Origin of the sequence: Streptomyces sp. NBC_01142 (genome assembly GCF_026341125.1) — a bacterium.
GTDB lineage: Bacteria > Actinomycetota > Actinomycetes > Streptomycetales > Streptomycetaceae > Streptomyces.
In genome coordinates this window covers 2,511,390-2,536,811 of record NZ_JAPEOR010000002.1, presented here as the reverse complement: position 1 = coordinate 2,536,811, position 25,422 = coordinate 2,511,390, and the positions used below count along the sequence as shown (strand labels likewise).

Below are 25,422 nucleotides of genomic sequence, written 5' to 3'. Positions count from 1 at the left end.
CATCAGCCCGTCCGGCGGCCGAGGACAGCGCGGCTGCCGCGTTACCGCAGCCGGACCGGGATCTCCTGCCAGCCGTACGCGATGAACGACGGCACCTGCCGCAGTTCGCCGGGCTCGGCCGCCAGCCGGAGGTCCGGGTAGCGCTCGAAGAGCGCCGGAAGCGCGGTGAGGGCCTCCATCCGGGCGAGCGGGGCGCCGATGCAGCGATGTACACCGATGCCGAAGGCGAGGTGGTCGTCGGCTCCGCGCGTGGCGTCGAACTCCGTGGAGTCGGGGCCGTAGTGCTCGGGGTCGTACCCCGCCGCCGCGTAGGTGGTGACGATGGCGTCGCCCGCCGGGATGGTCACCCCGTCGACGGTGATGTCGGTGACCGCGAAGCGCAGCGGGAGGCTGGCGATGGAGGGGTGGACGCGCAGGACCTCGTCGACGACGGCGTCCCAGCCGATCTCGCCGGAGCGTACGGCGGCGAGCTGATCGGGGTGCTGGAGGAGAGCCACGACGGCGTTGCCGATGAGGTTGACCGTGGTCTCGAATCCGGCGCCGATGACCAGCAGCAGGGTGTAGAGGAGCTCCTCGTCGCTGAGCCGGTCGCCGTCCTCGTCGCGGACCTTGATGAGCTCGGTGGTCATGTCGTCGCCCGGGTGCTCGCTCTTGTAGCCGATGAGGGCGGGCAGCACGGTGCCGATCTGCCGCTGGACGGACGCGGCATGCTCCGGGCTGGGGTCGGAGGTGTCCATGATGGCGGCGATCAGCCGGCCGGTGTCCTCGCGCAGCTCCTCGGGGACGCCGAACAGCTCGCAGATCAGGCGCATGGGCAGCGGGTGGGCGTAACCGGCCCGTACGTCGACCACGTCGCCGGAGGCCCCCGCGGTGCCGAGGCCCTCGAGCAGCTCGGCGGTGATCTGTTCCACCCGGGTGCGCATCGCCTCGGTACGGCGGGCGGTGAAGCTGGGCGCGACGAGCTTGCGCAGCCGGGTGTGGTCGGGGCCGTATGTGGACAGCATGTTGACCACGCCGACCCAGCCCAGGATCCAGCCCCAGGCGGGGTGTTCGCCGAGCTCGGGCCAGAGCGACCAGTGCTTGCGCGGGTCCCTGCTGATCCGGGAGTCCAGGATCAGGGTCTTGAGGGTGTCGTAGCCGGTGGGCGCCCAGGCGGGTATGCCGCCCGGCAGCTCGACGGGCACCACGGGGCCGAGCGCGCGCAGCCGGGCGCTCTCGGCGGGGATGTCGGCGCCGAACGGGTCGAGGGCCACGCGGGTGGACACGGTCATGCTCGGTCTCCCTGGCTGGTCGGGGGTACGGGGGGTGAAGCGGACGGGCAGCGCCGTCAGGGAACGGTGGAAGGGCCCCGGACGCCAGGCGAGGCGCTCGCGCGGGGTGGTGGGCTCCAGGTCGGGGAGCCACTGGGTGAGCCGTTCGATGGCTTCGGTGGCGATCAGCAGGGTGTGCTGCTTGACGGGGCAGGCGTGTTCACCGGCCGACCACGACAGATGCGAGGCGTCGTGCGGGTGGTGGGCCCCGGCGAACTCCTTCTCGGCGAAGTGCCCGAGCGCGCCGTAGGAGACGACGACCGGGATCGCGGCCTGCACCCAGACGCCGTGGAAGCTGAGCGACTCGCGGGCGAAGTGGATGCCGTAGTTCGACAGCGGGGTCTCGTACCGCAGCACCTCGACGACCGCGTCCATGACGGGGCGTGAGCCGCTGGTGAGGGTGGAGTAGTACGCGGGATTGCCCAGGATGCGGGACAGCGCGTTGGAGACGAGGTTCGCGGTGGGCTCATGGCCGGCGCCGAGGGTGAGGAAGACCTGCCAGGTGACTTCCTCGGGGGTGAGGGCGAGGGGGTGGTCGAGCAGCCAGCTGGTCAGGTCATCGCCCCGCTGGGCGCTCTTGGCGGCGATGAGTTCGAGGACGTACCGGCCGTACTCGGCCTCGCCCTGCGCGGACTGGGCTCCGCCCTCCATCATCTGGCCGAGCGAGTCGTTGAGGCGTCCGCTCTCGCTGTCCGGCAGCCCGAAGAGGTTGTTGAAGATCAGCGCCATCAGCGGGCGGGCGAAGCCGGCGACGAGGTCGGCACGGCCCTCGGGGCCGAACCGGGACACCAGGATGTCCACCGCGCGGTGCACTCGCTCGCGCAGGTCGTGCGGCTCCACCAGGTCGAAGGCGTCGACCAGGGTGCGACGGTAGCGGATGTGCGCATCGCCGTCGGCGAAGAGGGTGTTGGGCCGCCACCGCATCATGCCGAGGATCGGTGAGTCCTCGGCGACCGTGGACTCCCAGGGCCTGGGGTCGTGCGACCAGGTCTCGGCGTCGTGCAGCAGATCGAGGGCCGCGCGGCGGTCGGTGACGACGTACGCGGGGATACCGGGCGCCAGCTCCGCCCAGCCGATGGGGCCCTGGGCCTTCAGCGTCGCGTAGTAGCTGTGCGGGTCGGCGGCGAAGCCGTCCTCCCAGAGCCGGACCGGCGCGGACAGGGTGAAGGCGTCTGCGGGGGCGGGGTAGCTGTTCACCAGGTCTCCGGGCTGTTGCGGGCGATCAGGTGCTGGACGAGGGCGAGCAGCGCGTCGATGGAGGCGTTGGTGTCGCGTGCGTCGCAGGTCACCATCGGTGTGCCGGGCTCCAGGTCGAGGGAGCGGCGCAGCTGCTCCTCGGTGTAGGGCCTGGAGTCGGGGAAGGTGTTGAGCGCGACCGCGTAGGGCAGTCCCGTCTCCTCCACCAGACCGAGGACGTCGAACGAGTCGTCGATACGGCGGGTGTCGACCAGGACGAGCGCGCCGAGCGCCCCGTAGGCGATGTCCGCCCACAGGGAGCGGAAGCGCTCCTGACCGGGCGTGCCGAACAGATACAGCACGATCCCCCCGGCAAGCGAGATCCGTCCGAAGTCGATGGCGACGGTGGTCGTCGACTTGTCCCGTACGCCGGCGAGGTCGTCCACCGACACGGACGCCTCGGTCAGCTGCTCTTCGGTGTGCAGCGGCCGGATCTCGGAAACCGAGTCGATGAGTGTGGTCTTGCCGACCCCGAAGGGGCCTGCCACCAGGATCTTCACCAGTTCACGGGCGCTGTCCGGCAGGTGCAGGCCGCTGGGGCTTGAGGCGCTACAGCTTGAGGGCGCGGAGGCCATCGGCGACTCTCTTCAACAGGTCACGGTCGGGCTGGGCGGCGAAGGGGACCGGCGGGCGGGCGCTCACCAGCCCCTGGTCGATCAGATCGGCGGCGAGGACGCGTACGGCGGAGACCGGCAGCTCCAGCAGGGCCGCGGTCTCCACCACGGTGAGCGAACCCCCGTCCAGCGTGTCCAGCAAGGTGTGCTGGGCGGCCGGGAGTTCGGCGGGGATCGGCCCGCCGCCCCCCGTCAGCACCGAGAGGCGCTCCAGGCTGTTGCGGCTGGGCCGCGCGACCCCGCCGGTGGACAGATAGGCGGGGACCAGGGGGCGGCCGCTCCGGCGGCCGGTCATCCCTCGGTGCCGCCATCGGCTCCGCGGGGCGCGGCGGCCATCGCCTTCTCGCCGAGCCGGGCCACCTGCGAGTGGACCCGGTGGGCGAGCAGGTCGAGGCGTACCTCGGGATCGCCGAAGGCGGCCACGCAGGTGCCGTGCGCGGTGGGCGCGACCAGGATGTAGCCGTGGTCGGACTCGATGACCACCTGGCGTACTTCCGCGTTGTCCTGGTCCGCGAAGGCGGCCGCGGCGGTACGGCACGCGCCCTGCACGGTGCTGGTGATGGCGGCGGTGCGCTCGGCGGAGGCCTGTGACAGCGCCGCGGAGTATCCGGAGACGAGGCCGTCCCGGGTGAGCAGGACGGCGGCCCGCACATGCGGGATCTCCAGGATCGGGTCGAGCACCCATGCCGTGTCGCCGGGGTCGCGGCTGGTCATCGGGGGGCGTTCCCTTCGGTGGGATCGAGGGCGGTTCGTGCACGGGCGGTTCCGGCCTGGAGGGCGCCGAGCGCGGCGGCGGCCTCCTCGGGGGTCCGCGCGGGCGACGGGGGCGACGCCTGTCCGGGCAGGGCGTCGGGCAGGGCGTTGGGCCGGGTGCCGGGCGGGGTGTCGGACCGAGCGTCGGGCAGGGCGTCGGCGCGGGCACGGCGGCGGCGCTGGGGCAGTACGTCACCGTCCGCCGCGGACGTCGCGGGTGCCGACGGCGCCGGTGCGGACGCCGCGGGCTCGTGGGGGACCGCGGCGGTGCCGCGCGTGGCCCGTGCGGGGACGCCTGCGGGGACGCCTGCGCCGGGCTGCTTCGGATCGAGGGCGAGACGGGCCGTGGTGGGGCCCTCTTCGACGGATGCCTCCGTCCGCCGACCGGCCAGCGCGGCCTGGCGCGTGGAGCGCGGGGCGCTGGCGGCGGGTGGGCGCTGGGCCGGGTCGATATGGCTGAGGAGGTGGTTCTTGACCAGCAGTACCGCGCGGACGCCACCGTAGGGCGAGGGCGTGGACAGATCGACGGACAGGTCGAACTGCCGTGTCAGCTGGCCGATCGCGGCCAGTCCCATCCGGGGCGGGTCGCCGAGTTCGGACAGCAGGATCGGGTCGCGGCCGGCCACCATCCGCTGTGCGTAGGCCCGTTCGTCCGCGGCCATGCCGACACCGGCGTCGTCGATGGTGACGGAGACGCCGTGGTGGGCACGTTCGAGGTTCACCGCGACGGTGGTGTCCGGCGAGGAGTGCCGCAGCGCGTTGTCGAGCAGCTCGGCGACGATGATGGCGACCGGCTCGACGGCGTGCGAGACGAGCGCGGTGCCCCCCTCCAGGTGGTTGTGGACCTGGACCCGGTGGTAGCCGACGAGCCGGGACTGGCCGCCGGTCACCGCCTCCACGAGGTGGGACTCCTCACGGGCCAGTCCCACCCAGGCCCCGCAGACCACGGCGGCCACCTGCGCGCGGCGCAGGGACTGCTCGTTCTCGTGGTCGAGGGCGAAGAGGGTCTGGGCCAGCTCAGGGTCGTCGTAGCGCTGTTGGAGCCCGCGCAGCACGTCCTGCAGCCGGTAGAGACCGGCCTGGATCTCGCGGGTGGCGCCGCGCATACCCGCGCGGGCGGCGGCGTCGACACGTTTGCGCTCCTGCGCCATCGCGGTCAGGAGTCCTTCGAGGACGCCGTCCAGACCCGAGGCCAGTTCGGTGCCGGCGAGCTCGGGGTGCAGGGTGCCGGGCACCTGGATGTGCGGGTGGGCGGCGCGGGTGGCCTCGGCCGGGATGCGCTGCTTCGCCAGATGGACGACTTCTGCGGTGAACGCCTGGGCAGCGCGGCCGACTTCCTGCCGGGCGACGTCCAGATGGGACCGCAGGGTGGCGATCTCCTCGCGCTGCCGGGCCCGTTGCCGGCGGGACCGCAGCAGTCCGCCCCCCAGTACGAATGCCGACAGGGTCCCGGCGGCCAGGCCGCCGGCGGCCAGGTCCGGTATCTCGATCATCGATTAGACCTCGGGGAGGGCAGGTGTGTGAGGCCGCCGTGAGGGCGGCCCGCCCAGTACACACTGCCATCGACCGGTCGCGCACCGTTTTGGAGCAAGATCCTTTTGGAATTGTCCGAGGCGGGGCCACTTCTGTCCGAAGTGTCAGAGTGTGTGTCAGGACACAGTCACAGGACGGTGGCTGAACATGCCGCGGCCGCGACGGCCTCCCCTCCAGGCCGTCGCGGCCGCGCCCCCCGGTAACAGTTCGTTCAGGGCTTGATGGGCGGAGCCGGCGCGTGGCTGTCCATCGTCGTGATGCCGTCCTTGGGCGGAGCCGGCGCGTGGCTGTCCATCGCCTTGATGCCGTCCTTGGGCGGAGCGGGCGCGTGGCTGTCCATGGTGGTGATGGCGTCCTTGGGCGGGGCCGGCGCGTGGCTGTCCATCGCCTTGATGCCGTCCTTGCCCGGGGCGGGCGCGTGGCTGTCCAGAGTGGTGATGTCCTCGTTCTGCCCGGCTTGGCTCATGGCTGCAACTCCTGAGGAATTGATGGTGCTTGTGGTGGGAGAGAGACGCCCGTTCGGCAACTCCCCCGAGGGCTGCCGAACGGGCGTCTTAGGGCCGCTCACCATAGCTCGTGAGGCCCATGGCAACCCGTCTGCCCCCCGACGCGACGGGTCCATGGAAAGAGAATGTCAGCCGTCCATAAACGTTCGATGAACGCCCTGCACCGCCGGACTCAGGCGGCTGCCAGCGGGGAGAGCAGGGTGCGCAACTCGTTGGCCTCTCCCGCGCCGGACTGCTCATGAATGGTCAGTGCCTCACGCCAGCACGCCTGCGCACGGCCCGTCTGCCCCAGCCGGTTCAGAGCCTTGCCCAGCACCGTCAGAACGTTGGCACGCATCCACTCCCCGCCGATACAGCCGATGGCCAGTGCCTGCTCCGCGTACTGCGCCGCCTGGGCGGAGCGGTGGGCCGTCAGATGCACCTCGGCGATGCGGTAGCAGGCCGTGCCCTCCCACAGGCGCTGCCGGTTCTCCGCGAACACGTCCTGGGCCTGGAGGAGTTCCTCCAGCGCCTCGGCCCGGCGCCCGGCATGGGACAGGGCGATCCCCAGTGCGTACTTCGCGTTGGCGAGCCGCAGGGTCATCCCCAGCTCGTCGTAGATGGCCATCCCCTGCTGGGCCAGCTGCACGGCACCGTCGGTACGGCCCATCGACACCAGGATCCGGGAGAGGTTGCACAGCGCGCTGGCCTCGCCCGGCCGGTTGCCGTCGGCGCGGAAGGCGTCGATCGCCTTGAGGAGGAAGGCCTCGCCGTCGCTGTGCTCGTTCCTGCAGATGGCGATGATGCCCTGCTCATTGGGAGCGTTACTGGTGGTCCACGGGTCGTCGGCGGCATGCCCCAGGGCGGTCGCCCTGGCAGCTTCGGCATCGGCTTCGTCGAAGCGTCCGGCTGTGCTGTACACCTGGGTGAGCGTCGTACGGGCGCGGCCCTCGGCGCGTGCGTCACCCGCGGCGCCGGCTGCCTCCCTGGCGGCGATCGTCGCGGTCTCGTACCGGCGCGAACTCGCTCCGGACTCCGCGAGATCCTTGCAGGCCAGCAGCAGGTCGACCGCCCGGCGCAGGGTGCCCGGCCGCAGTGCCTGCTGCACACAGGCCAGCAGGCAGGCAGCTTCGGTGTGCAGCCAGTCCAGGGCTTCGCCGTCCGCGGTGAACTCCCGGCCGGGGTACTGGGTCGGCTCCAGGTGCGCGACCGTACGGTCGCCCGGGCGCTCTATCGCGTACACCCTCGCCGCCGTCGCCAGATAGAAGTCCAGCAGCCGCGACAGCGCCGACTCCCGGTCCGCCGACGGCTCTTCGTCCCTCTCCGCGCAGGCACGCGCGTAGAGCCGTACGAGATCGTGGTAGCGGTACCTGCCCGGTGCCGCCGACTCCAGCAGGGAGGTGTCGACCAGCGCTTCCAGCAGGTCCTCCGTCTCCTGGGGCGGCAGGTCGAGCACCGCGGCCGCCGCGGCGAGCGAGATGTCCGGGCCGTCGGCGAGGCCCAGGAGGCGGAACGCGCGGGCCTGGGCCGGCTCCAGCTGGCCGTAGCCGAGTTCGAACGTGGCCTTCACCGCGAGGTCGCCCGCCTGGAGCTCGTCCAGGCGGCGGCGCTCGTCGGCGAGCTTCGCGGCCAGCACCGAGACCGTCCAGGTGCGGCGGGCCGCGAGCCGCGAGGCCGCGATACGGATCGCGAGCGGCAGGAACCCGCACGCCGCGACCACATCGAGCGCCGCCTCGCGCTCGGAGGTGACCCGCTCCTTGCCCACGATCTTGGTGAAGAGCTGCAGTGCCTCCTCCGGCGACATCACATCCAGGTCGACAAGATGCGCGCCCGCCAGGTCGACCATCCGGACCCGGCTGGTGACCAGTGCCGCGCAGCCCGCCGTGCCGGGCAGCAGCGGGCGGATCTGGGCCGCGTCGCGCGCGTTGTCGAGGAGGAGCAGGATGCGCAGGCCGTCCAGCGTCGAGCGGTAGAGCGCGGCCCGTTCGTCCAGGGAGTCCGGAATGGCGGAGTCCGCGGTGCCGAGGGCGCGCAGGAAGGCGCCCAGGACCGTCTCGGGATCGGCGGCGCGGTTGCCGGCGCCCTGGAGGTCGACGTACAGCTGGCCGTCCGGGAAGTGGGGGCGCGCCTCGTGGGCCACATGGACGGCGAGGGTCGTCTTGCCGACGCCCCCGATGCCCGCGAGCGCCGAGACCGCCATGACCGAGCCCTCGGCGGTGGCCAGTTGGTCACTCAGCTCGCGTACCAACGCGGCGCGGCCGGTGAAGTCCGGCACGGTGGCGGGGAGCTGCGCGGGGCGGGTGACCTGCGGGGCCGGGGTGGGCTCCTCGCTGGGCCTGGCCAGTTCCTCGTCGGCCTGGAGAATGCGCTGCTGGAGGCGGGAGAGTTCGGGGCGCGGGTCGACGCCCAGCTCCTCGGCGAGCAGTCGGCGGGTGTCGGCGTACACCGCCAGCGCCTCGGCCTGCCGCCCGCTGCGGTACAGGGCCAGCATCAGCAGCTCGCGCAGCCGTTCGCGCAGCGGATGCGCGGCGGTGAGCGCGGTCAGCTCCGAGACCGCCTCCGCATGGCAGCCGACCTCCAGATCGAGGTCGAGCCTGGTCTCCAGGAGCTGAAGACGCCACTCCTCCAGGCGGGCCCGCTGAGTCTCGGCGTACGGCCCCGGCACATTGGCCAGCGGCTCGCCGTCCCACAGGCCCAGCGATTTGTTGATCAGTACGCGGGCCTGGCAACGGTCCCCGGCAGCGCGCGCCTTCTCCGCCTCCGCGGCCAGCTCCTGCGCCACCGCGAGGTCGAGGGCGTCTCGCCTGACCCGTATGGCATAGCCGCCCGACTCGCTGACCAGGGCGTCGGCGGCGAGCGTCTTGCGCAGCCGCGAAGCGTACGTACGGACCGCAGCGAGCGCCTGCGAAGGGGATTCCTCGCCCCAGATCGCGTCGATCAGCTCGGAGGCGGTCGCGGTGCGGCCGTCGCGCAGCAGCAGCGCGGCCAGCAGGGCGCGTTGCTGTGGTGAGCCGGACGGCAGAGTCTCCCCACCGCGCCATGCCCGCACCGGGCCGAGCACGCTGAAACGCAGGTCAACGACGCCGCTCTGCACCGGAGCACGCTGCTCCGGCACGCGTGGCCCGCTGTCACGGTCCATAGCTGCCCCCTGCCCCCGCTGCTGCCGGAATCGCCCTCGACAGTCTGCCCTGTTCATGGCTGCCCCGTCAGCAGCGGGGCACCTCCACCTCGCCCCTGCCCGCGTGCGGCCGCGTGCTAACCCGCGTTGACGATCTCGGTCGGGTGAGTGTCCCGGGGGCGATGCCGGTCAGGGGGCTGTCGAGGGGCGGGAGGTCAGGGGCGGTACACCTCTCCCGGATTCGCCCTGCCCGGCGAAAGCAGTTGCGGCACCGTGACGAAGGTGTAGCCGCGCTCCTTCAGCTCGTTGATGATTCCAGGGACGGCGGGGACGGTTCCGTCGTAGATGTCGTGCAGCAGGATGATGCCGTCGCGCCCCGCCTGGTCGACTATCCGGCTCTTGATGAGCTCGGAGTCGGTGGTGGAGTAGTCCTTGGCGGTGGCGCTCCACAGGATCTGGGCGAGGCCGAGTTCCTTGCTGACCTCGCTGACGTCGTCGTTGATACGGCCCTGGGGCGGGCGCATCAGGGTCGGGTTGCTGCCGGTGATCTTCTCTATGGCGTTCTGGGTGAGCGAGAGCTCTTCCCGTATCTCGTCCTTCTTCAGCTCGTCGAGCCGGCGGTGCGACCAGGTGTGGTTGGCCACCTCGTGGCCCTCGTCCGCGATGCGGCGTACGACGTCGGGGTGCTTGAGCACGTGGTTCTTGCCGAGCAGGAAGAAGGTCGCGGGGACCTTCTCCGCCTTCAGCGTGTCGAGCAGCTTCGGGGTGTCCTTGCCGGGCCCGGCGTCGAAGGTGAGGGCTATGCACTTGGCCTTGTCGCAGTCGACGGCCGGGCCCCCGCCCACGCCCCTGCCCTGACCTGCGCCGCCCCGGCCCTCGGCCTGCGCCTGCGCCTTGTCGTCGGAGGAGGCCCGGTCCCGGGCGGCGCCGGGCGAGGTGGTGTCCATTCCGCAGCCGCCGAGGGTCAGCGCGAGGGAGGCGACCGCGATCGCCGCGGCGGTGGCTTTCCGTTTCATCCTGTTTCTGGGCATGACGTGTATCCCCCTCGGTGGACGGCGGGCGCACGGGATACGGCGGGTGCCGCTGGTCCGTCGTGCGCGCCGTCGCACTATACACGGTGTGTATAGATGGCGTTGATAGTGGGACGGGCTTCCGAACGGCAGGGACTGCCGCACTAGCTGACGGATCGTCAGGTTGGCGCTACCGTGGAACGCATGGAGACCTTCCCGAAGATCATCTCGGTGGACGACCACACGGTTGAGCCTCCCCACGTCTGGCAGGACCGGCTCCCGTCCAAGTACCGGGACATCGGCCCGCGCGTCGTCCGGGCACCGCTGAAGGAAATGTCCTTCCTGGGTGGAAAGTTCGCCCCGGTGATGGGCGCGAAGGGCGAGGAGGGACCGATAGGCGACTGGTGGATCTACGAGGATCTGCACCGGCCGCTCACCCGGCTCGACACGGCCGTGGGCTACGACCGCGACGAGATCAGGCTCGAGGTCATCACGTACGAGCAGATGCGGCCGGGTTCGTTCAGCGTGCCGGACCGGCTGGCCGACATGGACGTCAACCACGTCCAGTCGGCGCTCTGCTTCCCGACCTTCCCGCGCTTCTGCGGCCAGACCTTCACCGAGGCGAAGGACCGCGAGCTGGGGCTGCTGGGGGTGCGGGCGTACAACGACTGGATGGTGGAGGAGTGGTGCGGCCCCCAGGCGCAGGGCCGGCTGATCCCGCTGGCCCTGATCCCGCTCTGGGACGCGGAGCTGGCGGCGGCGGAGGTGCGCAGGAACGCGGCGCGGGGGGTGCGGGCGGTCTGCTTCTCCGAGATACCGCCGCATCTGGGGCTGCCCTCGATCCACACCGACGAGTGGGACCCGTTCCTGCGGGCCTGCGACGAGACCGGCACGGTCATCGCGATGCACATCGGCTCGTCGTCGAGGATGCCGTCGACCTCGGCGGACGCCCCCCCGGCGGTGGGGTCGACCATCACCTTCGCCAACTGCTGCTTCTCGATGGTCGACTGGCTGATGAGCGGCAAGTTCGAGCGCTTCCCGAACCTGAGGATCATGTACGCGGAGGGGCAGATCGGCTGGATCCCGTACATCCTGGAACGGGCGGACGTGGTGTGGGAGGAGAACCGCGGCTGGGGCGGGGTGGCGGACAAGGTGCTGCGGCCGCCGTCGGAGCTGTTCGCCGAGCACGTCTACGGCTGCTTCTTCGACGACGCGTTCGGGCTGAGGAACCTGGACGCGGTCGGGGTGGGGAACGTCCTGTACGAGACGGACTACCCGCACTCGGACTCGACCTGGCCCAAGTCGAAGGAAGTCGGCGAGAGCCAGATGGGTCACCTGGACGCGGACGTCGTGGACCGCATCGTGCGCCGCAACGCGATCGAGCTCCTGAGCCTGACGGACGAGGGCCTGTGGGCGGGCCCGGGAGCCTGAGGGCGCCCGGGTGAAAGGCGGCGTCGCCCGCCGGCGCGCGCGAGCGCATTTCGAGGTCCGCGCGAGCGCGAGCGCTCCGGGGCCTGGCCGTGCGCGAGCACTCCGGGGTCCGCCTGTGCGCGAGCACGTCGGACCTGGCCGCGCACGAGCCCCTTCGGGTCCGCCCGCCCGCGTGCGGCGCCTCCTCGGAATCCGCCCGTGCGCGGGACCGTCACGGCTCGCGCAGCGGGGGCTTCGGCATGATCAGTGTCGCGAAGGCGAGATGGGTCAGGATCGCGACGCCGACCGGGGCTCCTCCCGGCACGGCGAGCGGGAGCAGCGGTACCACGAGGAAGCCGGCCGCCAACGCCCGGAAGCCCGCGGTGGTTCCGTACTTCTTGCAGAGCGCCAGCAGCACCAGCACGAAGAGGGCGATGGTTCCGGTGCCCAGCAGGAAGGCCACGCCGAGGGACGCGTTGTCCGCGAACTCCGCCCGGAACGAGCCGCTGCCCGGACGCGTGCTTCCGGCGTGGGTGAGGGCCGCGGTGGCGCAGAGCCATCCGACGGCCCACGTCGGTACGTACCTTGCCGTGCAGCTGAGAATCCAGCTCGCTGTCCCCATGCCCCACCTCCCGGCATGACTGTAGAATCATAATTGAACACGTTCAAGTCGTCTGGGTGGAATACGGGAGACGGCTGCCCCGCGGTGTTGTGGCGCGCCGATCCCTGGCGGCACCATCAGGGCATGACGCTGCCGATCGCCGAAGCCGAGAAGATCCTCGCCGACAACTTCGCCCCCTGGGTGCTCGACCTCTCCCTGTCCGTCGTCGAGACCGGTGAGCGGCACGCCGTACTCCGGCTGCCCTGGTCCGACCGGCTGGCGCGGGAAGGCGGCGCGCTCTCCGGTCAGGCACTCATGGCCGCGGCGGACACCGCGACCGTGATCGCCGTCGCCTCCGCCCTCGGCGGGTTCGCGCCGATGACGACCGTCCAGCAGTCCAGCACCTTCCAGCGTGCGATCGCCGGTACGGACGTACTGATCGACGCACGGATCAGCAAGCTGGGCCGGCGCATGGCGTTCGCGGACATCGCCATGACCGCCGACGGGTCCGGCGACGTCGCCGCCCGCGCCTCCACCGTGTATGCCCTGCTCGGCTGAGGCTGTCGGTCCTGGCGCCGGCCCCGACAGCCGTCGCGGCCGGGATCGGGCCGCCGCACCTCTTGTCTGATGAACCGTCAGCTACGACGATGGGCCCCGTCCGGCCAGTTGACGTAGCGTCAGATCAGGCGAGGAGGCGGCACGGTGCAGGTACTGCCCCAGGGGCGGCTGTCGTACGGAATGCAGCTCCCGATCCAGTCGCAGAGCACCATCTACGCGGAGCCGTGGGAGGCCGGTGCCGGCGCCGAGGATCTCGCCGAGATCGCCAGGACCGCCGACCGGACCGGGTTCACCTACCTCGCGAGCTGTGATCACGTCGCCATCCCGCGCCGTCTCGCCGGAGCCATGTCCACGGTCTGGTACGACCCGGTCGCCACCCTCTCCTTTCTCGCCGGGATCACCGAGCGGGTGCTGCTGCTCAGCCATGTCGCCGTCGTCGGGCTGCGGCACCCCCTGGTGACCGCCAAGCAGTACGCCACCCTGGACCATCTCTCCGGCGGGCGGGTGGTGCTCGGGGTCGGGGCCGGGCATGTGCGGGAGGAGTTCGAGGCGCTCGGGGTCGACTTCGCCGCCCGCGGGGCCGTACTCGACGAGACGATCGACGCGCTCAGGGCGGCGCTGGGGCAGGAGGAGTACCCCGAGTTCACCGGCGAACGGTTCTCCTTCAGCGACCTCGGGCAGCGCCCCAGGCCCGCCCGGCAGCAGATCCCCCTCTGGGTCGGCGGGTCGTCGCCCGCCGCTCTGCGCCGGGCCGCCGTCCGCGGGGACGGGTGGCTTCCCCAGGGCGACCCGCGCAGCGAACTCCCCGCTCAGATAGCCAGGTTGAAGGCGCTGAGAGAAGAGGCGGGGATCATCGAACCCATCGAGATCGGGACCATCGCCGAGCCGCTGTACGTAGGGGACGCGTCCTGGGAGGTCGGGCGGCGCACCCTCACCGGAAAGCCCAGCGCACTCGCCGAGTCGCTGCGCGCCTACGCAGCAATGGGAGTGCGCCAGATCCAGGTGCGGTTCCGCAGCCGGAGCCGTGCCGAGCTCACCGACCAGATGGCGGCATTCGCCGCCGACGTCGCCCCGCACCTCAACAGCTAGCTCCGCACCTCAACAGCCAAGGGAGTAACGGCATGGGCAAGCTCGACGGGCGTGTCGTCCTGATCACCGGCGCGGCACGCGGGCAGGGCGAGCAGGAGGCGCGGCTCTTCGTGGCGGAGGGCGCCAGGGTGGTGCTCGCCGATGTACTGGACGACCAGGGCGAGGCGCTCGCCAAGGAACTGGGCGCGTCGACTGCCGCGTACATCCATCTGGATGTGGGCCGGGAGGCCGACTGGACCGCCGCCGTGGCCGCCGCCAAGGAGGCGTTCGGGAAGATCGACGGGCTGGTCAACAACGCCGGGATTCTCCGCTTCAACGAACTGGTCTCCACCCCCCTGGAGGAGTTCCAGCTGATCACGCAGGTCAACCAGGTCGGGGCGTTCCTCGGGATACGTAACGTCGCCCCCGAGATCGAGGCGGCCGGTGGCGGCACCATCGTCAACACCGCCTCGTACACGGCTCTGACCGGCATGGCGGGCGTGGGTGCCTACGCCGCGACCAAGCACGCGATCCTCGGACTGACCCGGGTCGCGGCCCTGGAACTGGCCGGGAAGAAGATCCGGGTCAACGCGGTCTGCCCCGGGGCGGTGGACACCCCGATGAGCAATCCGGGCGGCGTGGACCCGGAGGCGGTCAGCGAGCTCTACAGCAAGCTCGTGCCGCTCGGCCGGGTCGGGCAGCCGGAGGAGGTCGCGAAGCTGGCGCTCTTCCTGAGCAGCGACGATTCCTCGTACGTCACCGGGCAGCCCTTCGTCATCGACGGTGGCTGGCTGGCCGGCGTGAGCCTTTTCTGACTGCACGTCAGGTAGCTATTGACGGCACATCCACGCGGTGGAACAGTCGAGCACATCCAAATCTGACGGTTCGTCAGAAACAGAGGACGGCGGTGAACCCCCTTGGAATTCGGGATCTTTGTACAGGGATACGTCGGCAAGCGCGCCGAGACCGACCCGCTCGCCGAGCACAAGGCGCTGATGGAGGAGACCGAGTACGTCATCCAGGCGGACGCGTCCGGGTTCAAGTACGCCTGGGCCTCCGAGCACCACTTCCTGGAGGAGTACTCGCATCTGTCGGCGAACGATGTGTTCCTCGGCTACCTCGCGCACGCGACGGACCGGATCCATCTGGGCTCGGGCATCTTCAACCCGCTGGCGCCGGTGAACCACCCCGTGAAGGTCGCCGAGAAGGTCGCCATGCTCGACCATCTCTCCGAAGGGCGGTTCGAGTTCGGGTCGGGTCGAGGGGCCGGCAGTCACGAGATCCTCGGCTTCATGCCGGGCATCACCGACATGAACCACACCAAGGAACTCTGGGAAGAGACCATCGCGGAGTTCCCCAAGATGTGGCTCCAGGACGAATACGCCGGCTTCCAGGGCAAGCACTGGTCGCTGCCGCCGCGCAAGATCCTGCCGAAGCCGTACGGGAAGTCCCACCCGGCGATGTGGTACGCGGCCGGCTCCCCGTCCTCGTACGCCATGGCGGGCAAGAAGGGCCTCGGCGTCCTGGGCTTCAGCGTGCAGAAGGTCTCCGACATGGAGTGGGTCGTCGAGTCGTACAAGACGGCCGTCAAGGAGGCGAAGGCGATCGGCGACTTCGTCAACGACAACGTGATGGTGACGTCGACGGCGATCTGCGCCGAGACGCACGAGAAGGCCGTCGAGACAGCGGTCGGCGGGGGGCTCAACTACCTGCAGTCGCTGCTCTTCCGCTACCACGACACCTTCCCGCGGCCCGAAGGCATCCCCGAGTGGCCCGAGCTGCTGCCCGAGTACAGCGCGGAGATCATCGAGCTGCTCATCGCGGAGGAGCTGATGATCTGCGGCGACCCGGGCGAGGTGCTCCAGCAGTGCAAGCGCTGGGAGCAGGCGGGCGCGGACCAGCTCTCCTTCGGTCTGCCGATCGGGATCTCGTACGAGGACACGATGACCACGATCAAGCTGATCGGTGAGCACGTGATCCCCCAGATCGACACGGACCCGGTACACCGGACGACCCGGTTCCGGCAGGCCGCGGGAGCGTAGGGCCGACACCGGGGGCTCCGCCCCCGGACCCCCGCTCCTCACCTCGCCGGAGGGGCCGCACAGCAGCGGGCAGGGGAACAGCGCCCCGCCCACAGAAACGGCGGCGGCCTCCCGGACCGCCGTCCCCGGGTTCCGGCCGGGGCACCCGTCGGCAGCGGCCTGCCGCACGTGCCCCGGCCGGAACCATGAACTGCCCACGCGCAGACCGGAACCATGAACTGTCCAGGCACAGAAGGGACCCGTCATGCTCGACCACCTCATTCGCTCGGCGACCGTCGTGGACGGGACGGGCGCGCCCGCATACGTCGCCGACGTGGGGATACGGGACGGGCGCATCGCCGCCATCGCCGCGCCGGGGACCCTCGCCGAAGACGCGAGGACCAGCGAGGACGCGTCCGGGCTCGTCCTCACCCCGGGGTTCGTCGACCCGCACACCCACTACGACGCGCAGCTGTTCTGGGATCCGTACGCCACTCCGTCCATGAACCACGGCGTCACGACCGTCGCCGGCGGCAACTGCGGTTTCACCCTCGCCCCGCTCAACCCCGACCGGCCCGAGGACGCCGACTACACGCGCCGCATGATGTCCAAGGTCGAGGGCATGTCCCTGGTCGCCCTGGAAGAGGGCGCCCCCTGGAACTGGCACACCTTCGGCGAGTACCTGGACGCTCTCGAGGGCCGGATCGCCGTCAACGCCGGCTTCATGGTGGGCCACTGCGCACTGCGCCGGCATGTCATGGGCCCCGACGCGGTCGGCGGCCGGCCCACGCCCGAGCAGCTGGAGGCGATGCTCAGGCTCTTCCACGACGCGATGGACGCGGGCGCGTGGGGCCTGTCCACCACTCAGTCCTCCACCCACTCCGACGGCGACGGCCAACCGGTCGCCTCGCGGCACGCCGCCCCGGAAGAGCTCCTCGCGCTGTCGCGGGCCGTCGCCGAGCACGAGGGCACCCAGCTCGAAGCGATCGTTGCCGGCTGCCTGGACCAGTTCGCCGACGAGGAGATCGACCTCTTCGTGGAGATGACCGCCGCCGCCGGACGGCCCCTGAACTGGAACGTCCTCACCATCGACGCGTCCGTGCCCGAGCGCGTGCCGCGCCAGCTCATGGCGAGTGAGCGGGCGAGGAAGTCCGGCGGCCGCATCGTCGCGCTGACCATGCCGATCCTCACCCCGATGAACATGTCGCTGGGCACGTTCTGCGCGCTCAACCTCATCCCCGGCTGGGGCGACATCCTCTCCCTCCCCGTCCCCGAACGGATCGCCGAGCTCCGTGACCCGGCGGTACGGGAGGAGATGCTGCGCCGCGCCGCCTCCAGGGAAGCGGGCGTCTTCCGCCGCCTCGCCCACTTCGGCCGCTATGTCATCGGCGACACCTACTCCAAGGAGAACGAGGGGCTCAGCGGGCGGGTGGTGAACGACATCGCGGCCGAGCGCGGTCAGGACGCCTTCCAGTGCCTGGTCGAGATCTGCGCCAACGACGAGCTGCGTACGGTGCTGTGGCCGATGCCCACCGACAACGACCCCGCCTCCTGGGAGCTGCGCCGGCAGACCTGGCAGCACGAGGACGTCATGCTCGGCGGCTCCGACGCGGGCGCGCACCTGGACCGGATGTGCGGAGCGCCGTACACCACCCGCTTCCTCGGCGACTGCCTGCGCGGCCGCAGGCTCGTCGGCCTGGAGGAGGCCGTGAAGATGCTGACCGACGACCCGGCCCAGCTCTTCGGCCTGCGCGAGCGCGGCCGTGTGCGGGAAGGCTGGCACGCCGACCTCGTCCTCTTCGACCCGGAACGGATCGAGGCGGGCCCGGCAACGCTCGTACACGACCTGCCGGGTGACAGCCCGCGCCTCGACGCGAAGGCGATCGGCATCGTGTCGGTGCGTGTCAACGGCGTCGAGACGATACGGGACGACCGGGTCACCGGGGCCGTACCGGGCACGGTGCTGCGCTCGGGCCGGGACACGAAGACGGTGAACACCAAGTGAGGGACACACAGCGGCTGTTCATCGGCGGGGAATGGACCGAGCCCGACGGAGGGCACTACGAAGTGCTCAATCCGGCCACGGAGGAAATCGTCGGCCTCGCGCCCGAGGCGAGCCGCGACCAGGTGTACGCGGCGGCCGGCGCGGCCCGTGAGGCCTTCACGAGCTGGTCGCGTACGAAACCCGAGGAGCGCGCCAGGATCCTCGACGCGGCCGCCGACATCATCCAGCGCGAGTCCGAGCCGTACGCCGCCCTCGCCCGGGCCGAGAGCGGCGCGACGACCGGGACCGCACGCGGCATGCAGGTGGCCGTCGGTGCGGCCCGCTTCCGGCGGTACGCGAAGGGCGCCCTGGAGCCCGTCGAACAGGGGCTGCCCCCGCAGATCAACCCGGCCGGGCCGATGGGGAAGGCGGGCGTCTTCGGGGCGCTCGCCGTACGCCGCCCGGTCGGGGTCGTCACCTGCATCACCTCGTACAACAACCCCTGGGCCAACCCGGCCGGCAAGGTCGCGCCCGCGCTGGCGATGGGCAACACGGTGGTGGTGAAGCCCGCCCCGCAGGACCCGCTCTCCGTCTACCGGATGGCCGAGGCGCTGGCGGAGGCGGGCCTGCCGCCCGGCGTGGTGAATGTGGTGACCGGCGCCGCACCGGCCGTCGGCGAGGCCGCGGTCGACTCCCCGGACGTGGACATGGTCAGCTTCACCGGCTCGACGGCGGTCGGCCGGCGTATCGCGGAGGTCTGCGGCCGCGGGATGAAGCGGCAGCTGATGGAGCTGGGGGGCAAGGGGGCGGCCCTCGTCTTCGACGACGCGGATCTCGACGCGGCGGTGCGGGGCATCGGCACCACCTTCTCCTTCTACAGCGGTCAGATCTGTACGGCCCCGACCCGGGTGATCGCGCAGCGCGGCATCCACGACCGGCTGATCGAGAAGCTGGCCGGCTATCTGGGCTTCATGAAGGTCGGCGACCCGGCCGCGCCGGGCACGGTGGTCGGCCCGGTGATCTCGGCCGCCCACCGCGACCGGATCGAGTCGTACATCGAACTGGGCAGGAAAGAGGGGGCCAGACTGGTCGCGGGCGGCGAACGCCCGCCGCGGGAAAAGGGCTTCTATGTCGCGCCCACGCTCTTCGCCGACTGCACCAACGACATGCGCATCGTCCGGGAGGAGATCTTCGGCCCGGTGGTCGTGGTCGTCCCGTTCGACGACGAGGAGGAGGGCGTCGCGCTGGCCAACGACAGCGACTACGGCCTGCTCGACTACGTCTGGTCGGGCGATGTGGCGCGCGCGTTCCGGGTGGCGGGGGAGCTGCGGGCGGGCGGGGTCGGGGTGAACACCATCGGCCGCAATATGGAGGCGCCGTTCGGCGGGTTCAAGCAGAGCGGGGTGGGGCGGGATGTCGGCTCGTACGCGCTGCATGCGTACAGCGAGCTCCAGGCGGTCGTCTGGCCCGGCTGAAAGGCCGTCCGGCCTGGCTGAAAGAAGGCCTCGGGAAAGCCTCGGGAAATTTTGAAATCGGACAAAAGGTGCGGTGCTGCGGTTCTCGCATCCCGGAAGAAGTGAGGCTGCGCCTGTCGATGGGTAGGCGTGTATCAATTTTGATCTTGCATTCATCGCCCGTTCCTCGATTCGAGCCATGAAATTCAAGGATCAAGTGGCCGGACCTTCGACCTCCGGATGTGGAAACCGCAGCACTTAACGTCCTCTTCATGACTCAGACGGAAACGCGGCCCCAGGCCGGAGACACGGTACGGGGCGGGGCCGCGACCGACGGCGGCGTACGCGACAAGGGTCTCGGCGGCAATTCCGTCGGCCTCATGGGCAGCGCCGTCATCGGCATCTCCACCGTCGCCCCGGTCTACTGCCTGACCTCGACACTCGGCTCCACCGCCGGCGAGGTCGGCCTCCAGATGCCCGCGGTCTTCCTGGCCGGCTTCCTGCCGATGCTGCTGGTCGCCTTCGCCTACCGCGAGCTCAACCGCGCCATGCCGGACTGCGGCACCTCCTTCACCTGGACGGTGAAGGCGTTCGGCCCGCGCATCGGCTGGATGTGCGGCTGGGGTCTCGTCATCGCGACGATCATCGTGCTCTCGAACCTGGCCGGTGTGGCCACTTCGTACTTCTGGCTACTGGCCGGCGAGATCACGAGCAGTGAATCGATCGCCGCCCTGGACGACAACAAGGCCGTCCACATCGTCACCTGTCTCCTCCTCATCGCCGTCGCGACAGCCATCAGCTACCGCGGCATGACGGCCACGAAGGGCGTGCAGTACGCCCTGGTCGGCCTTCAGCTCGTGGTCCTCGCCCTGTTCGTGGTGATGGCCTTCCAGAAGGCGGGCAGCGGCTCCTTCGACACGGGCGTCGACTTCTCCTGGTCCTGGATGAACCCCTTCGCCGTGGAGTCCTTCTCGGCCTTCACCGCCGGGCTCTCCCTGGCGATCTTCATCTACTGGGGATGGGACGCCTGCCTCACCGCGAACGAGGAGACCACCGGCAGCGAGAAGACTCCCGGCCGCGCCGCCCTCATCGCGATGATCGTCCTGGTCGGCTCCTACCTGGCCACCGGCATAGCCGCCCAGATGGCCGTCGGCTCCGGCGACAAGGGCCTCGGCCTCGCCAACCCGGAGACCTCCGACAACGTCTTCGCCGCCCTCGCCGGTCCGGTGATGGGCCCGGCCCTCGGCATCCTGCTCTTCATCGCCGTCCTCGCCTCGGCCACGGCCAGCCTGCAGACCACGTTCATCCCGGTCGCCCGCACGGTCCTGGCGATGTCCACGTACGAGGCCCTGCCGCCCTCGTACGCCAAGGTCCACCCGCGCTTCAAGACCCCGGGCCGCGCCACCGTCATGGCGGGCATCGCGACCGGCGTCTTCTACACGGTCATGACCCTGGTCAGCGAGAACGTCCTGGTCGACACGATCTACGCGCTCGGCCTCATGATCTGCTTCTACTACTCGATCACCGCGTTCGCCTGCGCCTGGTACTTCCGCCGTGACCTGTTCCGCTCCGGCCGCGACTTCCTCTACAAGGGCTTCTGCCCGATCCTCGGCGGCGTCCTGCTGACCGCGGTCTTCGGCAAGACGCTGTACGACATGTGGGACCCGGCGTACGGCAGCGGCTCGTCGGTCCTCGGAGTCGGCTCGGTCTTCGTGATCGGCGTCGGCCTGCTGCTCCTCGGCCTGGTGCTCATGTTCATCACGGAGCGCCGCAGCCCGGCGTTCTTCCGGGGCGAGGTGCTGAAGAAGGAGACCCCGGCGTTGGTCGTCGCCGACTGAGCCGGGGGCCTGCCTGTGATCAGCCCGGGCCCGGTCCCGCACGAACCTCTTCGTGCGGGACTCCCGACGTGGCGCGCCCGGACGAGGTGGTCACCACAGCCACGGCATGACGGTTCGGCGGCCTCACCCGCTTCGCCCGGAATCCGTGCGCGTCGCGAGCCGCCCCAGTACCCGGCGGCCCGCTCGCCCAACGCCCACCGGGATCAGCGCCGCGCGGCCCGGGATGCGGACGCCCCCGGTGAACGCCACCCGGGTCGCAGCGCCGTTGCCCGCCGGTGAGGCCGCCACTGCGATCAGTACGAAACGGCTCTGCAGCCAGATCCAGCCCGGACGCCGCACCCCGTCGAAGCGGGCGCGCATGCCGAAGCGGCTGAGCGCGACGGCCTCCACACGGTCCCCGTCCACCCGGACCACCCGCAGGCGGCGCATGTCCGGGACCAGGCGGCCCAGTTCGCCGTCCAGGTCGGCAAGCAGCGGCCACACCTCGTCGAACGGCGCGGCGATCTCCCGCTCGCTGACGCGGGCACCGCGCACGCCCGCGGCCAGTGCGTACAGCCGGCGTACGCAATCAAGGTCGGCAGTCGGCCAGTTGACGGTCATGACGACCACGCCTTCCTGAAGGAGTCCCGGGCCCGGTGCAGCCGCGACTTGACGGTGCCGACGCGCAGACCGAGCAGCTCGGCCGCGGACGCTTCGTCGAAGCCCTCGATGTCCCGCAGGACAAGGACGGCCCGGTGCTCGGGCGAGAGCCGGGTCAGTACGTCCCCGATGTCGGCGGCGAGCTGCGGATCGCCCCGCTGGGGCAGCGTGGTCAGTTCGGCCGGCACCGCACGGGCCGACCTGCGGGCCACCCGGACCGCCTCCCGGCACGCGATCGCCCGCACCCACCCGTACAGCGCCGCCGGATCCTTCAGGGAGCGCAGCCCGCGAAAGACGGCGACCAGGGTTTCCTGCACGGCGTCCGGGCCGTCGGCCAGGGCGATCGGGGTGCAGATGCGGCCCGCGTACGGCGTGAGGATGTCGAGGAGATCGTTCATCGCGAGGGTGTCGCCGCGCTGGGCGGCCCGCACCAGCCGCTGTACGTCGTCACTCACTCCGCTCCCTCGGACCCCTCGACACATGGAGTGCGGCAGCCGCCAGCGCCAGACACACGGGCGTGTACAGCACCAGATTGAGCCATTGAAGTGCTCTCCCGGCTGAAGCCGGGAGATTCCCTCCTACCTTGCGGTGGTGGGCTTGACGCGTTTCCGCGCCTGACGACTGCTCCTTCCGGCAGCCGGGATCGCCACGAGGCCGATCCGGTACAGGTGCAAGACGTTCCGGGCCGCGTTGTGGTCGGCGTTGCCGTACCAGCCGCAGTCAGGGTTTTTGCACACGAACGTGGCCTGGCACTCCCGGCTGCCTGGCGTGGTGAAACCACAGGCCGAGCAGCGCTGGGAGGTTCCGGGAGCGGGAACCTTGTGCACGGCGCCGCCATGACGGGCTGCCTTGTACGTCAGCAGCTCGACCGTACGGCCCCATGCCTCCTGGCTGATGGAGCGGTTCAGGCCGGACTTCTGAGCGACGTTCTTCCCTGGCCGGTCGATGGCGCCCTTGGCGGACTTGACCATGTTCGTGATGCTGAGTGCTTCCACCACGACGGCGCCGTACTTCTTGGCGATGTCGGTGGTGGTCTGGTGCTGCCATTCCAGGTGCCTGCGCTTGGCTCTCGCACGAAGCGCCTGGATCTGGTCGTAGGTTGCCCGCAGGCGCCGGGAGGGCTTCTCCCCGCGCTTGCGGAAGGTCTTGCGGTGCGCGGCCCGCTGCTCCAGCCGGAGCAGCTCGGCCTGTTCCTTCTCGGTCAGCCACTCGCCGTGGTCGTAGGTCTTCCCGTCCGAGAGGGCGAGAGGGACGGTCACGCCGACGTCGATGCCGACTTCCGGTCCGGGGTGCGGCTCCGGCTTGGACTGAAGGGTCTGGACGCGGAAGGCGATGTGCCAGCCGAGGGCGTCCTTGACCAGCCTGGCCCCGGTGATCCGGTTGTCGGCGTCGGCGCGCTTGCCGACCGGGAGATCCTTGGTCCACCGGAACCGGACCCGGCCGGCCTTCGGAATGTTGACCATGCCCCAGCGACGGTGCACGCGGGTGATGTTCAGGTCCCGCCCCTGCGGGATGTCCACCGACATCACCGTACGGAACCGTGCCTTGAAGTTCGGCTCATCCGCTCGGCCGTCCCAGCAGTTCTTCCATGCCTGGAGGTACGTCTTCAATACCGCCTGCGCGGCCTGCGCCGGGAGCACCGCAAGCCAGTCGATCTCTTTGCGGGCCTGCCGTATCGCCGCATCGGCGGCGGCGAGGGAACGTTGTTCCCTGGGGAGCATCTTCCACCAGTCGTGCAGCAGGTTCCACATCGTGCGCGCCGCGTGCGCCTGATCATCCACGAGCCGGATCTGCGCCGGCGTCAGCGCCAGACGGGCACGGTGCCCGAACTGCCGCTTCTCCCCTGCGAGTTCACTGCGCACGCGATCACTCTATCATTTGGGCTTATTTCACCATGATGGAACCCGAATCCTGATGTACGCACCGGCCGTCACGTCGCCTGCAACCTTCACGTCCATTTGGTGTTCGTCACCACATACCGGCGCAGAGCCTTCACGGACGAGATGCTGACCAGGTGCGAGGAGATCATGCGCGAGGTCTGCACAGACTCCGAGGCCGATCTGAAGCAGTTCAACGGCGAAGAAGACCACGTGCACCTGCTTGTGCACTACCCGCCCAAGGTCCAGCTCTCGAAGCTGGTCAACTCCCTCAAAGGCGTCTCCTCCCGCTACCTGCGCCAGGAGTACGACGCGCATGTACGCCGTTACCTGTGGGGCGGTCACTTCTGGTCCGGCTCGTACTCCGCCGGCTCCTGCGGCGGGGCACCGCTGACCGTTGTACGCCAATACATCCAGAATCAGCAGCGCCCCGCGTGAGGGGCTTCCCTGCTCCGCAGTGACACGACGGCACTCCGCGCCGCCCGGTCAAGGACGCGCCTCACCTCCCCCTGAACGGAGGAGCACTGCACAAGATCAGAGGTAGATCGACTGCGGCGAAGACTTGCCGCAGGCCGTCGGGGTCGTCCTTGAGGAAGCGCGTCGCGGTATCGGTTGCCCGCAGCCGCCAGATGACCTGATGGCTCACTCACGCCCCAGGCCCAGTCGAGCGCGGACTTCTTCGTGGGGGACGCCGATGACCGTACCGGCTGCCTGCTCTGCCCGGTACTCGGCGAGAGCCAGCGCGTCCTCCAGGTCGGCCAGCTCCTGCGGGTTTATCAGCACTGCCGCAGGCTGGCCGTGGTCGGTGATGGTGATGCGCTCGCGGGCGTGCGAGGCCCGGCGGACGAGCGAGCCGAACCGGGCGCGGGCTTCGGTGATGGGCAGCGTCTCGTTCATGGCAAAAGTGTACACTTCACGCTCCTTGTGGCTGGGGGTCAGGAGAGCCCCGCCCGGCCGGTGTGCGGCAGTCGCGGCAGCGGCCCGGTTCCGGCGCGCGGAAGGCGCGGTCGCAGCGGTCGCAGTTCTGGAGAGGCTCCGGGCGGGGCGCGGCGGGGGCGGCCGGGGGCGGTGGAGGCAGCATCACCGTGAGGCGGTGGGCGAGGAATGCTGCCGGGTGGTGGATGGGCCCGGCGGGGAGCGCGGCGGTGAGGGTGCGTCGTACCGCCTCGGAGTCGATCCCGCGTCGCAGCCAGGTGTCGACAGCGGGTGCAAGCCGGTGGATGTCCCGCTCGGCGAGGAGGAGCCGGGGATCGTGGCGTCGCAGGTCGGCGAGGAGGGCTGCGGGTACCGGCAGGAGCGGCAGTACGGGCGCAGGGCGCGAGGGCTGCAGCTCGGGTGGCGGTGGTGATGATGGTGATGGTGGTGGTGATGATGCCGATGTCGGCGTCGATCGCAACGGCTGCGCCTGTGCTGAATCGGCCTGCATGGCAGGCGGGTTGTTGCAGGAGACCGTGCGGGTGATCACCCGCCCCGACGGCATACGTTCGCGGGTGCGGGTGAGATAGCCGTGCGCCTCCAGCTCGCGCAGCGCGGCCGCGATGCGGACCTCGCCCTCGGGAAAGCGTTCGGCGAGCGCCTTGATCGAAACCTTGGCGCCGTCGGGCAGCGACTGGATGTGCACGGCAAGACCGATGGCCGTGAGGGAGAGTTCGCGGTGCTGGGCGAGGTGGTTTCCGACCACGGTGAAGCGGTCCGGGTGGCGACGGTTGATGTGCCGCACACCGGATGTGGGAACGCTGGATGCAGCGCACGGAGGCGCGTTAAGCTGCTGCGCAGTCATCGGGAAGGTTGCTCTTCCTTGGTGGTCAGGCCCTCGATCGGGATTGCACTCCCGGCCGGGGGCCGTCGTATGTGTGGTTGTCGAGTCCGAGCCTGCACCGCCAAATGGCATATGCGCCAGTCAGGTTGGAGCG

The 25,422-nt window shown here is 70.5% G+C and carries 22 protein-coding genes and 2 pseudogenes; 9 read left to right on the top strand and 15 right to left on the bottom strand.

Annotated elements, in window-relative coordinates:
• Nucleotides 1–41: 41 nt before the first annotated feature.
• From OG883_RS28935 to OG883_RS28895, 9 genes and pseudogenes are all read right to left on the bottom strand, one after another.
• On the bottom strand, nucleotides 42–1,271 hold the full coding sequence (locus tag OG883_RS28935; RefSeq protein WP_266549535.1) for a cytochrome P450: 1,230 nt from the start codon (nucleotides 1,269–1,271) through the stop codon (nucleotides 42–44).
• A gap of 3 nt (nucleotides 1,272–1,274) precedes the next feature.
• Nucleotides 1,275–2,507, bottom strand: a pseudogene (locus tag OG883_RS28930) (cytochrome P450); the annotation flags it as partial.
• Nucleotides 2,504–3,121: an ATP/GTP-binding protein gene (locus OG883_RS28925; RefSeq protein WP_266546716.1), complete on the bottom strand. Its 618-nt coding sequence runs from the start codon at nucleotides 3,119–3,121 to the stop codon at nucleotides 2,504–2,506. The pseudogene OG883_RS28930 and the gene OG883_RS28925, both read right to left, overlap by 4 nt.
• Nucleotides 3,096–3,455, bottom strand: a complete 360-nt coding sequence (locus tag OG883_RS28920; protein ID WP_266546714.1) for a DUF742 domain-containing protein — start codon at nucleotides 3,453–3,455, stop codon at nucleotides 3,096–3,098. Before OG883_RS28920 ends, OG883_RS28925 begins: the two co-directional genes overlap by 26 nt.
• A complete protein-coding gene (locus OG883_RS28915; RefSeq protein WP_266546712.1) occupies nucleotides 3,452–3,874 on the bottom strand; it encodes a roadblock/LC7 domain-containing protein in 423 nt (140 codons plus the stop codon). The genes OG883_RS28920 and OG883_RS28915 overlap by 4 nt, the downstream gene beginning before the upstream one ends.
• Complete coding sequence (locus OG883_RS28910; RefSeq protein WP_266546710.1) at nucleotides 3,871–5,406, bottom strand: sensor histidine kinase; 1,536 nt, start codon at nucleotides 5,404–5,406, stop codon at nucleotides 3,871–3,873. Before OG883_RS28910 ends, OG883_RS28915 begins: the two co-directional genes overlap by 4 nt.
• Nucleotides 5,407–5,657: 251 nt before the next feature.
• Nucleotides 5,658–5,912, bottom strand: coding sequence for a hypothetical protein (locus OG883_RS28905; protein ID WP_266546708.1), 255 nt, complete (start codon nucleotides 5,910–5,912; stop codon nucleotides 5,658–5,660).
• Between the two features lie 212 nt (nucleotides 5,913–6,124).
• Entirely contained in the window at nucleotides 6,125–9,070 is a 2,946-nt protein-coding gene (locus OG883_RS28900) for a BTAD domain-containing putative transcriptional regulator (protein WP_266546706.1), read from the bottom strand.
• 194 nt (nucleotides 9,071–9,264) lie between these two features.
• Nucleotides 9,265–10,080: a polysaccharide deacetylase family protein gene (locus OG883_RS28895; RefSeq protein ID WP_266546704.1), complete on the bottom strand. Its 816-nt coding sequence runs from the start codon at nucleotides 10,078–10,080 to the stop codon at nucleotides 9,265–9,267.
• A 183-nt stretch (nucleotides 10,081–10,263) separates the two neighbouring features.
• Between OG883_RS28895 and OG883_RS28890 the strand changes: the two genes are divergently transcribed.
• Nucleotides 10,264–11,490: an amidohydrolase family protein gene (locus OG883_RS28890; RefSeq protein ID WP_266546701.1), complete on the top strand. Its 1,227-nt coding sequence runs from the start codon at nucleotides 10,264–10,266 to the stop codon at nucleotides 11,488–11,490.
• Nucleotides 11,491–11,701: 211 nt separating this feature from the next.
• Here OG883_RS28890 and OG883_RS28885 read toward each other — a convergent pair whose 3' ends face one another.
• A complete protein-coding gene (locus OG883_RS28885; protein WP_266546698.1) occupies nucleotides 11,702–12,091 on the bottom strand; it encodes a hypothetical protein in 390 nt (129 codons plus the stop codon).
• A gap of 123 nt (nucleotides 12,092–12,214) precedes the next feature.
• On the opposite strand from OG883_RS28885, the gene OG883_RS28880 reads away from it, so the two are divergent.
• The 7 genes from OG883_RS28880 (at nucleotide 12,215) to OG883_RS28850 (ending at nucleotide 20,993) form a co-directional block, all read left to right on the top strand.
• Complete coding sequence (locus OG883_RS28880) at nucleotides 12,215–12,628, top strand: PaaI family thioesterase (RefSeq protein WP_266546695.1); 414 nt, start codon at nucleotides 12,215–12,217, stop codon at nucleotides 12,626–12,628.
• A gap of 180 nt (nucleotides 12,629–12,808) precedes the next feature.
• The gene (locus tag OG883_RS28875) at nucleotides 12,809–13,717 is read left to right on the top strand and encodes an LLM class F420-dependent oxidoreductase (protein ID WP_266549534.1); all 909 of its coding nucleotides are present in this window, start codon (nucleotides 12,809–12,811) and stop codon (nucleotides 13,715–13,717) included.
• Nucleotides 13,718–13,749: 32 nt separating this feature from the next.
• Entirely contained in the window at nucleotides 13,750–14,511 is a 762-nt protein-coding gene (locus OG883_RS28870; RefSeq protein ID WP_266546693.1) for an SDR family NAD(P)-dependent oxidoreductase, read from the top strand.
• 102 nt (nucleotides 14,512–14,613) lie between these two features.
• Nucleotides 14,614–15,738, top strand: coding sequence for an LLM class flavin-dependent oxidoreductase (locus OG883_RS28865; RefSeq protein ID WP_266546691.1), 1,125 nt, complete (start codon nucleotides 14,614–14,616; stop codon nucleotides 15,736–15,738).
• 244 nt (nucleotides 15,739–15,982) lie between these two features.
• Entirely contained in the window at nucleotides 15,983–17,722 is a 1,740-nt protein-coding gene (locus OG883_RS28860) for an amidohydrolase family protein (protein WP_266546688.1), read from the top strand.
• A complete protein-coding gene (locus OG883_RS28855; RefSeq protein ID WP_266546685.1) occupies nucleotides 17,719–19,176 on the top strand; it encodes an aldehyde dehydrogenase family protein in 1,458 nt (485 codons plus the stop codon). Before OG883_RS28860 ends, OG883_RS28855 begins: the two co-directional genes overlap by 4 nt.
• A 251-nt stretch (nucleotides 19,177–19,427) precedes the next feature.
• On the top strand, nucleotides 19,428–20,993 hold the full coding sequence (locus tag OG883_RS28850; RefSeq protein WP_266546682.1) for an APC family permease: 1,566 nt from the start codon (nucleotides 19,428–19,430) through the stop codon (nucleotides 20,991–20,993).
• 123 nt (nucleotides 20,994–21,116) lie between these two features.
• Here OG883_RS28850 and OG883_RS28845 read toward each other — a convergent pair whose 3' ends face one another.
• The 3 genes from OG883_RS28845 to OG883_RS28835 form a co-directional block, all read right to left on the bottom strand.
• The gene (locus OG883_RS28845; RefSeq protein ID WP_266546680.1) at nucleotides 21,117–21,593 is read right to left on the bottom strand and encodes a hypothetical protein; all 477 of its coding nucleotides are present in this window, start codon (nucleotides 21,591–21,593) and stop codon (nucleotides 21,117–21,119) included.
• Nucleotides 21,590–22,030, bottom strand: coding sequence for an RNA polymerase sigma factor (locus OG883_RS28840; RefSeq protein WP_266549531.1), 441 nt, complete (start codon nucleotides 22,028–22,030; stop codon nucleotides 21,590–21,592). Before OG883_RS28840 ends, OG883_RS28845 begins: the two co-directional genes overlap by 4 nt.
• 180 nt (nucleotides 22,031–22,210) lie before the next feature.
• The gene (locus OG883_RS28835; protein ID WP_266546677.1) at nucleotides 22,211–23,494 is read right to left on the bottom strand and encodes a transposase; all 1,284 of its coding nucleotides are present in this window, start codon (nucleotides 23,492–23,494) and stop codon (nucleotides 22,211–22,213) included.
• A 51-nt stretch (nucleotides 23,495–23,545) separates the two neighbouring features.
• On the opposite strand from OG883_RS28835, the pseudogene tnpA reads away from it, so the two are divergent.
• Nucleotides 23,546–23,947, top strand: a pseudogene (gene tnpA / locus OG883_RS28830) (IS200/IS605 family transposase); the annotation flags it as partial.
• A 204-nt stretch (nucleotides 23,948–24,151) separates the two neighbouring features.
• Here tnpA and OG883_RS28825 read toward each other — a convergent pair.
• On the bottom strand, nucleotides 24,152–24,406 hold the full coding sequence (locus tag OG883_RS28825; protein ID WP_266546674.1) for a type II toxin-antitoxin system Phd/YefM family antitoxin: 255 nt from the start codon (nucleotides 24,404–24,406) through the stop codon (nucleotides 24,152–24,154).
• Between the two features lie 16 nt (nucleotides 24,407–24,422).
• On the bottom strand, nucleotides 24,423–25,229 hold the full coding sequence (locus tag OG883_RS28820) for a helix-turn-helix domain-containing protein (protein ID WP_323181000.1): 807 nt from the start codon (nucleotides 25,227–25,229) through the stop codon (nucleotides 24,423–24,425).
• Nucleotides 25,230–25,422: the final 193 nt, after the last annotated feature.

Excerpts from the sequence above, each read along its gene's own strand:
- OG883_RS28895 (WP_266546704.1), bottom strand. The coding sequence starts at position 10,080 with ATGCCCAGAAACAGGATGAAACGGAAAGCCACCGCCGCGGCGATCGCG.
- OG883_RS28825 (WP_266546674.1), bottom strand. The coding sequence starts at position 24,406 with ATGAACGAGACGCTGCCCATCACCGAAGCCCGCGCCCGGTTCGGCTCG.
- OG883_RS28915 (WP_266546712.1), bottom strand. The coding sequence starts at position 3,874 with ATGACCAGCCGCGACCCCGGCGACACGGCATGGGTGCTCGACCCGATC.
- OG883_RS28840 (WP_266549531.1), bottom strand. The coding sequence starts at position 22,030 with ATGAACGATCTCCTCGACATCCTCACGCCGTACGCGGGCCGCATCTGC.
- OG883_RS28920 (WP_266546714.1), bottom strand. The coding sequence starts at position 3,455 with ATGACCGGCCGCCGGAGCGGCCGCCCCCTGGTCCCCGCCTATCTGTCC.
- OG883_RS28885 (WP_266546698.1), bottom strand. The coding sequence starts at position 12,091 with ATGGGGACAGCGAGCTGGATTCTCAGCTGCACGGCAAGGTACGTACCG.
- OG883_RS28880 (WP_266546695.1), top strand. The coding sequence starts at position 12,215 with ATGACGCTGCCGATCGCCGAAGCCGAGAAGATCCTCGCCGACAACTTC.
- OG883_RS28935 (WP_266549535.1), bottom strand. The coding sequence starts at position 1,271 with ATGACCGTGTCCACCCGCGTGGCCCTCGACCCGTTCGGCGCCGACATC.
- OG883_RS28890 (WP_266546701.1), top strand. The coding sequence starts at position 10,264 with ATGGAGACCTTCCCGAAGATCATCTCGGTGGACGACCACACGGTTGAG.
- OG883_RS28870 (WP_266546693.1), top strand. The coding sequence starts at position 13,750 with ATGGGCAAGCTCGACGGGCGTGTCGTCCTGATCACCGGCGCGGCACGC.
- OG883_RS28910 (WP_266546710.1), bottom strand. The coding sequence starts at position 5,406 with ATGATCGAGATACCGGACCTGGCCGCCGGCGGCCTGGCCGCCGGGACC.
- OG883_RS28925 (WP_266546716.1), bottom strand. The coding sequence starts at position 3,121 with ATGGCCTCCGCGCCCTCAAGCTGTAGCGCCTCAAGCCCCAGCGGCCTG.
- OG883_RS28905 (WP_266546708.1), bottom strand. The coding sequence starts at position 5,912 with ATGAGCCAAGCCGGGCAGAACGAGGACATCACCACTCTGGACAGCCAC.
- OG883_RS28900 (WP_266546706.1), bottom strand. The coding sequence starts at position 9,070 with ATGGACCGTGACAGCGGGCCACGCGTGCCGGAGCAGCGTGCTCCGGTG.
- OG883_RS28845 (WP_266546680.1), bottom strand. The coding sequence starts at position 21,593 with ATGACCGTCAACTGGCCGACTGCCGACCTTGATTGCGTACGCCGGCTG.
- OG883_RS28875 (WP_266549534.1), top strand. The coding sequence starts at position 12,809 with ATGCAGCTCCCGATCCAGTCGCAGAGCACCATCTACGCGGAGCCGTGG.
- OG883_RS28850 (WP_266546682.1), top strand. The coding sequence starts at position 19,428 with ATGACTCAGACGGAAACGCGGCCCCAGGCCGGAGACACGGTACGGGGC.
- OG883_RS28860 (WP_266546688.1), top strand. The coding sequence starts at position 15,983 with ATGCTCGACCACCTCATTCGCTCGGCGACCGTCGTGGACGGGACGGGC.